This window comes from Arthrobacter sp. efr-133-TYG-104, from assembly GCF_030208915.1.
GTDB lineage: Bacteria > Actinomycetota > Actinomycetes > Actinomycetales > Micrococcaceae > Arthrobacter.
Map to the genome: position 1 here is coordinate 116,544 of NZ_JARVTA010000023.1, position 13,673 is coordinate 130,216.

General features: G+C 62.9%; 12 protein-coding genes. 9 read left to right on the forward strand and 3 right to left on the reverse strand.

Going from position 1 to position 13,673, the window contains the following annotated elements; all coding sequences use genetic code 11:
- The first annotated feature begins 498 nt into the window (after positions 1–498).
- From QRN04_RS15680 to QRN04_RS15690, 3 genes are read left to right on the forward strand one after another with little or no spacing between them, the layout of a single operon-like run.
- Positions 499–639, forward strand: a complete 141-nt coding sequence (locus QRN04_RS15680; RefSeq protein WP_284976950.1) for a hypothetical protein — start codon at positions 499–501, stop codon at positions 637–639.
- 30 nt (positions 640–669) lie between these two features.
- Entirely contained in the window at positions 670–2,145 is a 1,476-nt protein-coding gene (locus tag QRN04_RS15685; RefSeq protein WP_284976951.1) for a glycosyltransferase family 87 protein, read from the forward strand.
- Entirely contained in the window at positions 2,138–3,583 is a 1,446-nt protein-coding gene (locus QRN04_RS15690) for a phytoene desaturase family protein (RefSeq protein WP_284976952.1), read from the forward strand. The genes QRN04_RS15685 and QRN04_RS15690 overlap by 8 nt, the downstream gene beginning before the upstream one ends.
- On the opposite strand, the gene QRN04_RS15695 is transcribed toward QRN04_RS15690, so the two are convergent.
- On the reverse strand, positions 3,580–4,185 hold the full coding sequence (locus tag QRN04_RS15695; protein ID WP_284976953.1) for an NAD(P)-dependent oxidoreductase: 606 nt from the start codon (positions 4,183–4,185) through the stop codon (positions 3,580–3,582). The genes QRN04_RS15690 and QRN04_RS15695 overlap by 4 nt on opposite strands.
- An 83-nt stretch (positions 4,186–4,268) precedes the next feature.
- Between QRN04_RS15695 and QRN04_RS15700 the strand changes: the two genes are divergently transcribed.
- On the forward strand, positions 4,269–4,667 hold the full coding sequence (locus QRN04_RS15700; RefSeq protein ID WP_284976954.1) for a winged helix-turn-helix transcriptional regulator: 399 nt from the start codon (positions 4,269–4,271) through the stop codon (positions 4,665–4,667).
- A 48-nt stretch (positions 4,668–4,715) separates the two neighbouring features.
- Here the strand turns inward: QRN04_RS15700 and QRN04_RS15705 are convergent, their stop codons facing one another.
- Both QRN04_RS15705 and QRN04_RS15710 read right to left on the reverse strand, forming a co-directional pair.
- Positions 4,716–5,417, reverse strand: a complete 702-nt coding sequence (locus QRN04_RS15705; RefSeq protein WP_284976955.1) for an ABC transporter ATP-binding protein — start codon at positions 5,415–5,417, stop codon at positions 4,716–4,718.
- 24 nt (positions 5,418–5,441) lie between these two features.
- Positions 5,442–6,536 carry an ABC transporter permease gene (locus QRN04_RS15710; protein WP_284976956.1) on the reverse strand — a complete coding sequence of 365 codons (1,095 nt, stop codon included), beginning with the start codon at positions 6,534–6,536 and terminating at the stop codon, positions 5,442–5,444.
- Positions 6,537–6,730: 194 nt separating this feature from the next.
- On the opposite strand from QRN04_RS15710, the gene QRN04_RS15715 reads away from it, so the two are divergent.
- The 5 genes from QRN04_RS15715 to QRN04_RS15735 all read left to right on the forward strand — a co-directional run bounded on the left by QRN04_RS15715 (position 6,731) and on the right by QRN04_RS15735 (position 13,670).
- Positions 6,731–8,005 (forward strand): sensor histidine kinase, encoded by a 1,275-nt coding sequence (locus QRN04_RS15715; protein WP_284976957.1) that lies wholly within the window; start codon positions 6,731–6,733, stop codon positions 8,003–8,005.
- Entirely contained in the window at positions 8,002–8,658 is a 657-nt protein-coding gene (locus tag QRN04_RS15720) for a response regulator (RefSeq protein WP_284976958.1), read from the forward strand. Before QRN04_RS15715 ends, QRN04_RS15720 begins: the two co-directional genes overlap by 4 nt.
- A 77-nt stretch (positions 8,659–8,735) precedes the next feature.
- The gene (locus QRN04_RS15725; RefSeq protein WP_502868811.1) at positions 8,736–10,733 is read left to right on the forward strand and encodes a penicillin-binding transpeptidase domain-containing protein; all 1,998 of its coding nucleotides are present in this window, start codon (positions 8,736–8,738) and stop codon (positions 10,731–10,733) included.
- A 52-nt stretch (positions 10,734–10,785) separates the two neighbouring features.
- Complete coding sequence (locus QRN04_RS15730; protein ID WP_284976960.1) at positions 10,786–12,468, forward strand: ABC-F family ATP-binding cassette domain-containing protein; 1,683 nt, start codon at positions 10,786–10,788, stop codon at positions 12,466–12,468.
- A complete protein-coding gene (locus tag QRN04_RS15735; protein ID WP_284976961.1) occupies positions 12,468–13,670 on the forward strand; it encodes an MFS transporter in 1,203 nt (400 codons plus the stop codon). The genes QRN04_RS15730 and QRN04_RS15735 overlap by 1 nt, the downstream gene beginning before the upstream one ends.
- Positions 13,671–13,673: the final 3 nt, after the last annotated feature.

Below are 13,673 nucleotides of genomic sequence, written 5' to 3' on the forward strand. Positions count from 1 at the left end.
CAAATTAGCGAATTGTGCTGGTCAAGGTCCGCGGGCATGAGGTAGCTTATATCTTGTTCCCAGAGCGGCTCGCCGGGAACAAGGCGCGCATTCTCCGGATTTGTCGATCGATTGAATGCCACAGCAGGCTGTTACGGCCGGAAGGAGGTTGGGAAATGATTACTTTGACTAGCGGACGGACGTTGACCGTCAATGCTGCTCCCACCTCTGCTGCTGATCGGCGCCGTTTTTCTCTCTGACAGATTCCTGGTTCACTAAGGCTCCTGGCCCACTAAGCCGGCCCCTGCCGCCAGTGATTGTGTTCGCCATCTTGAATGGCTGGCGTCCTGAGTAGTTGGTTGCAAGGCACGCAGACTACGTCACGAATCAATATCCGCCGCATGCGGAATACCCGTCATTATCGTCCCCGAACTATTCCCTTTTGGCATTTTCTCTACAGATTAATGCCTCAAATTGTTGCGTCCAAACGCAGGCTATTCCACCGAAAGGAGGTGAGCTATGCGAAAGCGCCCTGAAGACATGCGTTTCTTCAAGACCGTCACAGCTCGTAAGGAACGCACCCTATTCAATGACAAATTACTCGACCAGCGCCGTGAAGACGTCTACGTTGCCTTGCACCAGTTGGGACTCATCCGCTGATGCCGGGTTACGTGACGGTAAGCTCGACCCATGCAGGAGACCAAGCCGCGCAGCCAACCTCAACGTGCCCGCTTTGTGGTTCCCAGTCGCAGCGACCCCCTGCTCCGCAATTTCACGGAGCTTGTGGGTGGTCCCCTGGGGAGGCACGCGTCGCCTGGCAGGATCTCCCCCGGCCTGTTCCGCATCGAGTTGGTCCTTATCATTCTGACGGTGATCGCCGCCCTCGTGGCGGTATTGACCAAGGACTATTGCCGGGTAAACGGTTGGCACACCCCGGATCAGTTCTACGCCACCTGCTATTCGGACTTCCCTGAGCTCTTCCGTAACCGTGGCCTCGGCGACGGCGTTTTTCCCTTCTTCACCCAGGGTGGTCAGTTCGAATACCCGGTCCTGATGGGAATTGTTGCCGGGGTCACGGCGCTCCTGGTTCCGGGCCACGGTACCGGCGATGAACGAGTCCTTGGTTACTTCGATGTCAACGCAACGTTGATCGTCGCGGTGTGGATTGTCACGGTACTTCTCACTGCCCGGATCAATAGGCACCGTCCGTGGGATGCGGCGATGGTAGCTCTGGCACCTGGAATAGTCTTGGCCGGTTTCATCAACTGGGACATGTGGGCCGTGGGACTCCTGGCTCTGGGGATGTACTTTTTCGCACGCGACAAAGTCGTTTTGGCCGGCGTTTGTTTTGGCCTTGGGGCTGCCACCAAGCTGTACCCGCTCTTGATCCTTGGCGCCATTCTCGTTCTAGCGCTCCGGACCGGCAAGCTGCGGACGTTCCTGGTCACCGCCGGTGCAACGCTGGCCGCGTGGCTGGCCGTGAACCTCCCCATTGCCGCCATTAATCCCTCCGGTTGGGGTTATTTCTTCACGTTCACGCGCGACCGCCCGGCCGGTTACAGCTCACCGTGGTTCGCTTACAACCTCGTTGCGGATCGGCTTCATGGCGGACAGATCGATGCGGGGACCATCAACGTGTTGGCGCTGTCCTTGTTCCTGCTGGCCTGCGCCTTCATTGGAGCCTTGGCCTTGGCCGCGCCGCGCCGTCCCCGGTTGGCCCAACTGGTTTTCCTGATTGTGGCCGCCTTGATCCTGACCAACAAGGTCTATTCGCCACAGTTCGTTATCTGGCTGATTCCGCTCCTCGCACTGGCCCGCCCACGCTGGCGTGACTTCCTGATCTGGCAGGCGGCAGAGGGACTCCACTGGGCGGCCATCTGGATGTACCTCGGCCAAGCCACCAGCGGCGGTGCGGCGCAGCACAATATCGACATGTCCTATTACGTGTTGGCCGTGGTTCTGCACATGGTTGCCACCGCTTATCTCATGGCGCGCGTGGCGTGGGAAATCTGGATCCCATCCAATGACCCGATCAGGGCCAGCGGCCAGGATGACCCCCACGGCGGTCCCTTCGACGGCGCTGACGACCGGTTCGTGATCGGTCGGTTCGTGATCCGCGGCCGCCGCTCAAGCACCCCAGCAACGGAGGCTAGCAGCAATGGTTGATGTCGCCGTCGTCGGAGCCGGTCCTAATGGGCTTGCCGCAGCACTCGTCATGGCACGCGCGGGGCTTGACGTGCATGTCTACGAGGCCGGGGCAACCATTGGAGGAGGTACCCGGACCACGGAACTCATCGAGCCCGGGCATCTCCATGACATTTGTTCGGCCGTTCACCCAATGGCCTTGGCATCGCCGTTCTTCCGCTCTTTCGACCTTGCCGACCGCGTCGAGCTGCGTGTGCCCGAGGTTCAGCACGGCGCGCCTTTGGATGTGGGTGGAGCGGCGCTGGCATTTCAATCGCTGGAGAGAACAGCGGCGGAACTTGGAGCAGACGGTCCGGCGTATAAGCGGTTGATGGGCCCTATCCTGGAGCATGTGGAGGGCGTGGTGGACCTGACGTCCAACCAACTGCTCCGAGTACCCCGGGATCCCTTGGGCGCTATCCGATTCGGGCTTGCCACCTTCGATCAAGGCACACCACTTTGGAACCGCCGTTTTTGCGAAGAGGCAGCACCGGCCCTGATCACTGGAGTCATGGCCCACGCCGTCTCAGCACTGCCTTCCCTCAGCGCAACCGGGGCAGGTCTCCTCCTGGGAGTCCTCGCGCACTCGGGTGGCTGGGCAGTACCTGTTGGCGGCTCGGCGTCCATCACGAATGCGATGGCGGAGGACCTCATGGCCCACGGCGGCACCATCCATACGGACCAGCGCGTGGACTCCCTTGACCAAGTCCGTCCGGCGCGGGCAATCCTCTTGGACGTGGCCCCGCCAACGCTTGCTCGCTTGGGCGGAGCGGAAATCCCTGGCAGGTACAGGAAGGCACTCGAAACATTCCGTTTCGGGAATGCAGCGTGCAAGGTGGACTTCATCCTGTCCGGGCCGGTCCCCTGGAAAGCAGCCGGGCTTGCCAAGGCAGGCACCGTGCACGTGGGGGGTTCCCGCGCTTCCATCGCCGAGGCAGAAAATCAGGTGGCCTCCGGCAAGCACCCTGCCAATCCCTACGTTTTGGTCTCCCAGCCGTCCGTGGTTGATCCGACCCGCGCCCCTGCCGGACACCAGATTCTCTGGACCTATTGCCACGTACCGGCGGGGTCCGACGTCGACATGGCTGAGGCAGTTACCGCCCGTATAGAGAATTACGCCCCCGGCTTCCGCGATGTTGTTGTTGCATCGAAAACCACGACGGCGGCGGACCTGTCGGCGTACAACGAGAACTACGTGGGTGGAGACTTCAGTGCCGGGCGGGTTGACGTGCGCGGTTTGCTCAAGCGGCCAGTGGTGTCCACCGTTCCTTGGCGCACTCCGGTCAAGGGCGTGTACTTGTGTTCGTCGTCCACGCCGCCCGGCCCCGGCGTCACGGGGATGCCCGGGTACCATGCCGCGAAACATGCCCTCAAAGACATATTCCAGAAGCAAGTACCCGGGCTAGGCCTCAGGCTCTAGTTTGCCGCGGTGAAGCGGGCACGCCGGTGCGCGGGGCTCTCGATCTCATCAAGCATGGCTACGGCATAGTCCTGGGTGGAGATGCTGCTCCCCGCTGGAGAGTCTTTGGCGATGTTGTAGGAGCCGGTGCGCTCACCGGGCTGGATGACCGGCGCCGGAGCAAGGACAGTCCAATCGAGCGTCTCGGGGCTCTGCTTCACTGCTTCAAGGGCCTTGGCGGCGGTTGTGGCCTCTGCTTTGTAAGCCTCCGGGAAATCGGGAGAGTCGAGCAAGCGGACGCCGTCGATTTCCAGCGTGCCAGCACCGCCGACGATCATGAGGCGGGTGCCTTCAGCATTGCTGAACGCAGTGGCCATCGCGTCGAGCCATTCTCCATGGTCCCCGCCGGTGCGGCTCGGGCCCGTGGCCAGCACGACGACGTCGTGGTCCTTTGCTATGGACGCGAATGTCTCCCCGTTGGCTTGGTCCGCGGCCTGAGCTGTAGCTCCAGGAATCTCCGCACCCTTGCGGGAGATGGCCGTGACCTCGTGGCCGCGAGTGATGGATTCGTTGACGATCTGGCTGCCGACCATGCCCGTTGCGCCGTAAACTGCGATTTTCATTGCTCTCCTAGCGGTTGGTATGCTTGCAATACGACAACAGTATCTATTCGATACTGATAGCTTCAAAGAAACTGAGTTACCTTATGGATACCAGCACCCTTCCTGCCAACGTGATGGACCCGAACTGCCCGTCGCGCGTGATCTTCCAGCGCATTGGCGATAAGTGGGCGTCCTTGGTGATCCAAGTTCTCGGCGACGGGCCGGTGCGGTTCTCCGAACTCCGCAAGATGGTCAACGTAGTGACACCGAAGGTCTTGACTCAAACGTTGCGGACGTTGGAGCGCGACGGGCTGATCACGCGTACCGTCCATGCCCAAGTGCCGCCGCGGGTGGATTACGAGCTGACGGCCGTAGGTAAGTCCCTTCTGGAGCCCTTGTCCATGCTGCGCGAATGGGCGGAAAGCCACGTCCCTGCCATTTTGGAGGCCCGCGACGCTTATGACGACGCGCAGGACCAATCCCTCATCGGTTCCCCCAAGTAGCTGGCATGAGCGGTTGCTCCCGGTGTCCCTGACAAACACTCATGCGCGCTAGTTAGGCCGTGGCGCCGGGACGTGCGCGCGGCTGACCCGTCCGTCCCGCATGGTCGCGACGGTATCGGTCACAGGTAGGAATTCGGTGTCGTGGGTGACCATGACGGTAGCAGTCGAAAATTCGTCCGTGACCCGTCGCAGCAGTTGCACGATCGACCCGCTGCGTTCGTGATCGAGCGCTGCCGTCGGTTCATCCACTAACAGCACTGTCGGTCTGCCCATGAGTGCCCGCGCGATGTTCACCCGCTGGCGCTGACCGCCGGAGAGTTGATGCGGCCGTTTGTGGACGGCAGCGGAAAGCCCGACGACGTCGAGCAGCTCCAACGCTTTGGCGCGGGATTCCCGCAGCCGGTTAGAGCGCAAGTGTTCCCGGATCAGCAACTGTTCGACGGCGGTCAGTGCGGGCAACAGGTTCGGTTGCTGGAAGATGATGCCCACCTTGTCCCGGCGCAAGGATGTTCGTTCGGTTTCAGTCAGAGCGGAGACGTCCTGCCCATCGACGAAGACCAACCCGGAAGTGGGCCTGATAAGGGTCGCTGCCACGGCAAGGAGGGAGGACTTTCCCGATCCTGAGGGGCCCACTAGGGACAGGAACTCCCCTTGGTTCACCGTGAGGTTGACGGCGTCCAAGGCCTTGAGGGTGGTGCCGCCGTCAGGATAGTCGAGGGAGACGTTGACGATGTTCAATGGAGTGTTCACAATATATGCCTTTCGGAGGATGTACTAGTTGCCGCCAAGGGCAAGCAGGGGATCAACCCGCGTTACTGTCCTGACGGCGAGGACGGCACCCCCGAGTCCGAGGATGATGATTCCAGCTACTGGGAGCAGGGTGGTTACGGGCGTGATGAGGAATGGTGCTGCTTGGGCGGCCAACAGTCCCCCGGCCAAGCCGGCGACTCCCCCCACCGCGGCGCCGGCCACGAGCACCAAGGCTGCCTGGGCCAATGCGTCGCGGAGGATGTAGCCCGAAGAGCCACCGAGCGCTTTGAGCACGGCAATGTCGCGGGTGCGCTGCACTGTCCACACGGTCAAGAACGCGATGATCACCAGAGCCGATATCCCATAGAGGAACGCCTGCATGAGCATCAGTGAGCCGTTTTCACTTTTGTACGAGGCCAAGGCCTGGAACGAACCCACAGGATCAGTGCTGACGGTTCCCGCTGCCGCATTGGCGGCGTCGAAGTTCACGGAGGGCCCGGCGTCGTGCGTTACTTCCAGGACGGTCGCCGTGCCCGGCGCGGCATGCGCGATGGATCGCCAGGTCGCCAGGGTTGTCCAGACAACTCCTGTGTGGGAGTACCACTGGTCCTCCACCACGGCCGTGATGGTGAGGTCGACACCGCCAACGCGGACCCGGCTGCCCGTGTCCAATGCCAAATCCTTAGCGAGAGTTTTGCCCACGATCACGTTCCCGTCTGCGGCGTTCCCGTCCGCCAGCGGCGTCGGCGCGGCGGATCCGCCGAACACCGCAACGTTTGCCGTCCCGCTGGGGAGTCCGCCAGCACCCAAGGACTGAATCCGGGTCTGGCTGATTCCGAGTGCCCGCGCTGAAGTGATGCCCGGCTGTTCCCGCCAGGCCTCGAGCTGGGCTGTGGAAATCTCCGATTCGGTGTAGGACGCTTTGGGCCTACCGCCGGCAGGTGCTCCGAAGACAATCTGCTGTGCCGGCAGGGCTTCGATGGCGGAGGTGGACTGGTTGCCCAAACCGGCCGTCAGCCCAGACAACATGACCAGCAGCAGGGTAATCAGGGCGACGACGCTCCCCATGAGCGCGAAGCGGCCCTTGGCAAAACGGATGTCGCGAATGGCGAGAAACATCGGATTCCTTTGTTTGGATGCGGGCTTGGTCCCGGCACATCCAACATTTCCGTCAATGCGGCCCGATGGAATCGGGAAGAAGATGGATTCGCGCTATCCGTTGGTTTGGTTGGTAGATCATCCGATTGGTTGATTCAGGCGTTGGCTCTTGGAATATGGACCGCTGGGACGGTGGCCGAGGATACGCTGGTGGGATGCAGTCACCTCCGGGCACGGCCACCATTTTGCGCGTGCTGCGTGTGAGCCTGCACGTAGGCTTCGCGGTCCTGCTGTTGGTCGCTGTGGTCCGCCTGCTGGCTGGAGTGGGAACTGCGCCATCGCCTGTGGCCCTTTCTGCCGGCTTGGGACTTTCTGCGCTGCTGGCTGTGGTTTATCTCGCCGGCACGGCCTTGGAGAAGCGTCACGCCGGTGATGCAGTCCGCTTCAATCCAGCGCCCTACGCCCGTTGGTGGTTGGCCCTGGTGATGTTGCTGTGGCTGCTGCTCCTGCTCGTCAGCAGTGACTTCGCCTGGGTGGCCTTCCCCCTGTTTTTCCTGCAACTTCACCTGCTCCCCCAGCGTTGGGCCCTGCCGGCGATTGCCGCCAGCACGGCGCTGCTGGTGGGCGCCCTGTGGTTCCATAACCGCGGAGCGGCCGACGGCGGCCTGCAGCTTCCGATGGTCTTGGGCCCCCTCTTTGGGGCGGGCTTCGCCGTGGTCACCGGCTTGGCGTACCGCGCGCTGTTCCTCGAAGCCGAAAACCAGCGCATAGTGGCCCATGACCTCCGCCGCACCCGGGCTGAGCTTGCGCAGACCCAACACGACGCCGGGATGCTGGCCGAGCGCGAACGCCTGGCACGCGAGATCCACGACACCCTTGCGCAAGGCTTCTCCAGCATCGTCCTGATGGGCAGGTCCGCCGAAAAGGCATTGGACGGCGGTGATACCCAAACCGCTAAGGAGCGACTCAGGATCGTGCAGGACACCGCCTCGGCAAACCTGGCGGAGGCCCGCAGCTTTGTGCGCGGCCTGCGTTCACCAACCCTTGAGGAATCAGGACTCGTGGAAACGCTCCACAGGCTGTGCGCGAAGACCGAGGCGGAGGCGGCCGCCCGAGGGACGGACCTTGAGTGCCGTTTCGAGTCGGCTGGAATGCCGGTGGGACTGCCCAGCGCCTACCAGACCACCCTTCTCCGGGCTGCCCAGGCCTCCCTGGCGAACGTCTGGGCACACGCCCACGCGCGGACGGCGGTAGTGACTTTGAGTTTCCTCGATGCCGGCGTGGCACTGGATGTTTTCGATGACGGTGTGGGTTTCGAGCCGTCGACGGCGGCCGGTTCAGCCCGTGGCGACGGCACCGGCGTCGGGCTTATGAGCATTCGCGAACGGGTTGCTTCGCTGCGGGGCAGTTTCGACGTCGAATCGGCGCCCGGAGAGGGGACGGTGGTGGCCATACGGTTGCCGCTGCCTACTGAGGAAGGAACGGCGTGAGCGGTATTCGGATACTGCTGGTGGATGACCATCCGGTGGTCCGGGCAGGTTTACGGGCCATGTTGGCGGACTTCCCGGGCGTCAAAGTGGTGGCTGAAGCAGCGGACGGAGACGCCGCCTTGGCTGAATTGGGCAGGCTTCACACCCTCGGTGAGCCCGTGGAGTTGGTGCTCATGGACCTGCAGATGGGCGCGGGCATGGATGGCGTGACGGCAACCAGGAAGATCAAGGCGGGCGAGGCCGGAACTCCCTCTCCCCCGGTGCTGATTTTGACCACGTACGACACGGACGCAGACATCCTTGCCGCTGTGGAGGCCGGCGCGAGCGGTTATATGCTCAAGGACGCTCCGCCCGAGCAGATCCGGCAGGCCGTGATGTCAGCCGCAGCCGGGCAAACCGCGCTGGCACCGGAAGTGGCGGCCAGGCTCATGGGCAGGATCCGGAACCCGTCGCCGGCCTTGAGTGGCAGGGAGGTGGAGCTCTTGGAACTGCTGGCCACCGGCCTGGGTAACCGGGCCATGGCCAAGCAGCTCTTTATCTCCGAGGCCACCGTGAAGACGCACTTGGTGCACATCTACTCCAAGCTCGGCGTGGACAATCGCACCGCGGCGATTGCCGTGGCAACGCAGCGCAGGATCATCCGCGGGCACTGAACACCGACTCCCGTCCGTCCACTGGGCATCACAAGAAACTGTTGTAGGAACCGGGCATAATGTGGGAAATGGGGATGATGGGGAAAACGGCGCATGTCGGCAAAATACAGAAGAAGCTGGTCCTTGGCCTTGTAGCCCTTTCGGTGGCAGGATCGCTCTCTGCTTGCGATGACGCGCGTGCTGGCGCGGACGCGGCGGCCAAACAGCTCGCTTCCTCTTTGGCAGCGCTCGACGTCGGGCAGTTGGCTGTGGATGGCAAGGATGTGTCCGCCGCCAATGATCAACTCAAGGCCGTGTTCCAAGGTTTGGGAACCAAGCCGTCCGTGACGTCCGGTGATGTAAAGCTCGACGGCGACACCGCCACCTTCCCGCTGAAGTACACGTGGACCATCGGCTCGGCCGCATGGGAGTACAGTTCCCAGGCCAGCCTCAAGAAAACGGGCGGCAAGTGGGCTGTGCAGTGGAACCCGGCCATGCTGGCGCCGCAACTGGCCGAGGGGGAGACGTTGTCTGTCACCATGGTGCCCGCACAGCGCGGCCAGATCCTGGGTGCCGGCGACGCTCCAATCGTGCAGGACCGCCCGGTTTTCCGGGTAGGGATCGACAAGACCAAGGTGGGCGCGGACCAAGTCGGCTCCTCGGCGCGTGCCATGGCTGCCCTTCTGGGACTCGACGTTGAAGAATACGCCAAACAAGTGGCAGCGGCCGGTCCCCAGGCCTTTGTTGAGGGCTTGGTTCTCCGTGCCTACACCGCCGACATCAACGAAGCCAAGATTGTTGCGATACCGGGCGGCGTAAGCATCCTCGATTCCTTGTCCCTGGCACCGACACGCACGTTCGCGCGTGCTGTTCTGGGTAGTGTGGGCCAGGCCAGCGCCGAGCAAATCCAGAAGTCAAACGGTGCCCTCCGTGCCGGGGAGACCACGGGCACCGGCGGGCTGGAGCAGAAGTACGATTCCGCCCTGCGCGGGAAGGACGGCGTGGAGGTGGTGGGCAAGCCCGCGACCACCACCGTTGGGCAGGCTCCGGCGGCCAAGGTGTTCTTCTCGGTACCTCCCACTGCCGGAACCGCCGTCAAGACCACCCTGGATCTTAAGCTGCAGCAGCTGGCGGAGGACACTTTGACAGGGGTCGGGCCGGCCTCCGCCATTGTTGCCATAAAGCCGTCCTCGGGCGCAGTCCTGGCGGCAGCTTCCGGTCCGGGTAGTAATGGCTACAACACGGCGATGTTAGGCCAGTACGCTCCCGGATCCACTTTCAAGATTGTCGACTCCCTCGCGTTATTCCGTAAAGGGGCCACCCCGGACACCAAGGTGCAGTGCACTCCGACGCTGACGGTGGATGGCCGGACCTTCAAGAACTCCGAGGGGTACCCCGAAACCTCCCTTGGATCCATAGAGCTTCGCGATGCCTTCGCACACTCGTGCAACACGGCTTTCATCAGTGAACGCGACACCGTGAGCCAGGAGCAGTTGGCGTCTGCGGCACAGGCTTTGGGTGTGGCCGTGGACGCTCCAAAGCTGGGCGCCGATGCATTCTTGGGATCTGTACCGGCGGCTGCCGAAGGCACGGAACACGCGGCATCGATGATCGGGCAGGGCAAGGTGCTCTTGTCCCCGCTCGCCGGTGCTGTCATGGCTGCCTCCGTGGCCAACGGCGCTCCCGTCTCGCCGCAACTCGTGGTGAATGCGAACGCTTTGGCCACCCAGGCGCAAAACACACAAAGCCCCGGCGCGTCTTCAACAGCCCCGGCCACTGCAACAGCCTCGCCCACTGCAAGACCCTCGCCGGCATCCACCCAGCCGATCATCAAGGCGGAGGCCGCCGGCTTGGCTGACATGATGAAGGCGGTTGTCACCTCCGGCCACGCAGGGTTCCTGGCCAAGGTGCCGGGCCTGCCAGTAGGAGCGAAGACCGGAACTGCGGAATTCGGCAATGACAACCCACCCAAGACACATGCTTGGATCGTTGCTACGCATGGTGACTTGGCGGTGGCGGTCTTCGTGGAAGACGGTGGCTTGGGTGCCACCACCAGCGGCCCGTTGCTGAAGTCGTTCCTTACTGCTGCTGGCTGATTCAGCTACTGTTCGGCGGGTATCAAATACGTCGCCGTGGGAGGATGGGGCAGTGGCCCATATAGACGTTTCCGGCATCGACTACTTCCTCTCCGACGGCACCCAGCTGCTCAACGGTGTGACATTCAAGGTCCCCGACGGTACTAAAACCGCGCTGATCGGGCCCAACGGAACAGGGAAGACCACGCTGTTCAAAATCATTTCCGGTGACCTCACCCCCGACGAGGGGGCCGTGGGCAGGTCAGGCAACATGGGCATCATGAGGCAGTTCGTTGGCCAGGTTCGAGACGAATCGACCGTGCGAGACCTTCTGGTCTCTACTGCCCAAGCGGGCCTCGCGGCCGCTGCCAAGGCGGTGGAGGACGCTGAGCTGGCCATGATGGAGCACGACGACGAACCCACCCAGATGAAATACGCCCAAGCGATCGTGGACTGGGGAGACGCCGGGGGGTACGACGTCGAGACCGTGTGGGATGAGGTCTGCATGGCCGCACTCGGCATCCCATTCGACAAAGCCCAGTTCCGGCGTGCCTCGACGTTGTCAGGTGGAGAGCAAAAGAGGCTGGTCCTCGAGGCCCTGTTCGCCGGCCCCGATGAGCTTCTGCTCCTTGACGAGCCGGACAACTACCTGGACGTTCCCGGCAAGCGCTGGCTCGAGTCCAAGCTCAATGAGTCAAAAAAGACCGTGTTGTTCATTAGCCACGACCGGGAGCTGCTCAACAATGCTGCCGGTCGCATCGTGACCCTTGAGCCGGGAATCAATGGCGCCGGCGCGTGGATCCATGGCGGCGGGTTTGGTTCCTATGTTGAAGCCCGGGCGGATCGCAACGCGCGCTTCGAGGAACTCCGGAAGCGTTGGGACGAGGAACACGTCAAGCTCAAGGAACTCGTCAACATGTACAAGAACAAGGCTGCGTTCCGCTCGGACATGGCCAACAGGTACCAGGCGGCGCAGACGCGGCTGGCCAAGTTCCTGGAAGCAGGGCCGCCTGAGGCCTTGCCCATAGAACAAAACGTCAAGATGCGCCTCAAGGGCGGCAGAACGGCAAAGCGTGCTGTCGTGGCGGAGAAACTGGAACTTACCGGCCTGATGAAGCCGTTCTCCACGGAGATTTGGTTCGGAGACCGTGTAGGAGTGCTGGGCTCCAACGGTTCCGGGAAGAGCCACTTCCTCCGGCTGCTCGCCACCGGAGGCACCGATCCGGAGCGCGAGCACCTACCGGTATCCGACGTCGTCATCGCTGAGGTCCCGCACGAAGGGACCGTGAAGCTCGGCGCCCGCATCCGGCCGGGTTTCTTTGCGCAGACACATGTCCGGCCCGACTTGCTGGGACGCACGTTGTTGGAAATCCTGCACCGGGGCGACGAGCACCGTTCCGGCCTCCCCCGCGAGTCTGCTGCCGGCGCCCTTGACTCCTACGGCCTCGCCGGGCAGTCCGAGCAGAAGTACGACTCCCTGTCCGGTGGCCAGCAGGCACGTTTCCAGATCCTTTTGCTCCAGCTCTCGGGTGCCACGCTCCTTCTGCTGGACGAACCCACTGACAACCTGGACCTGCACTCCGGTGAAGCCTTGGAGCGGGCGATCGACGCCTTCGAGGGGACCGTCCTCGCAGTGACGCACGATCGCTGGTTTGCGAGGTCCTTCGACCGCTTCCTGATCTTCGGCTCCGATGGCAAGGTCTACGAGTCCGAAGAACCAGTGTGGGACGAGAAGCGCGTGGAGCGTGCCTGCTGATGACCATCAGTTCAAGAAGCACCGCCAGCCTGAACGCCGCTGCGGTAGCGACATTCCTGATCTTTGGCCTCAACGGCCTCGTCTTCGCGAGTTGGGCTGCCCGGATCCCCGCTGTTGCGGACGCGCTCAACCTCACGTCCGGACAGATGGGAACCTTGCTGCTCTGCACCGCCGTTGGTTCCCTCGTGGCGCTACCTTCGGCCGGATGGGTGGTGGGCAAACTGGGCCCCGCCAACACCGTTCGCCTGGCTGGGGTTGTGGTCGGCGTTGCCGGGGCGTCCATCGCCGTCTCGCTGATGGCGGTATCGATTCCGGGCACGGCAGTGGCCCTGTTTTTCTTCGGCATCGGCATAGGCCTTTGGGACGTGGCCCAGAATATCGAAGGCACCGATGTTGAGCACGGCCTGAAGCGCACCGTCATGCCGCAGTTCCATGCTGCGTTCAGCGGAGGCGCCTTTCTTGGCGCCCTGATCGGAGCCGGCCTCTCGCAGGCAGGCATCGGCCTGCCCGAGCACCTGATCGTTATTGCGGCAGTCGCAGTTGTCCTGGCCCTGACAGCACCGAAGTACTTCCTCCCGTGGGTCCCTGCCCCCATGGAGACGCACGACGCCGGTGCCCCCGTAAGGCGGGGACCTTCTGCTTGGCGGGACTCCAGGACGCTGCTCATCGGCGTCGTAGTCCTCGGTGCGACACTCACCGAAGGTGCCGGCAATGACTGGATCGCCAAGGCAGCTGTGGATGGCCTGAACGTCTCAGAATCCACGGGTGCCCTGATGTTTGCGCTCTTTGTTGCCGCGATGACGGGAATGAGGTTCTTTGGCGGTAGGGCAATCGATCGGTTTGGCCGGGTGGCTGTCCTTCGTGCCAGCATGGCCGCGGCCGCTTTGGGTCTGTCCTTATTTGTATTTGCCGACAACGTGGTGCTGGGCAGTGCAGGTGCGGCGCTGTGGGGTATCGGCGCGGCATTGGCCTTTCCGGTGGGGATGTCGGCCGCCGCGGATGATCCCAACCACGCTGCTGCACGCGTTTCAGTAGTGTCCACTATCGGCTACGTCGCCTTCCTGGCGGGTCCGCCGTTGCTGGGCTACCTCGGCGACCACACCGGAATCCACTTGGCACTGATCGTGATCGTGGCCCCCATGCTGGTTGCCCTCGCATTGGCCGGTGCTGCCAAACCGTTGCGGGTGATGTCCAAGCGTTAGGGT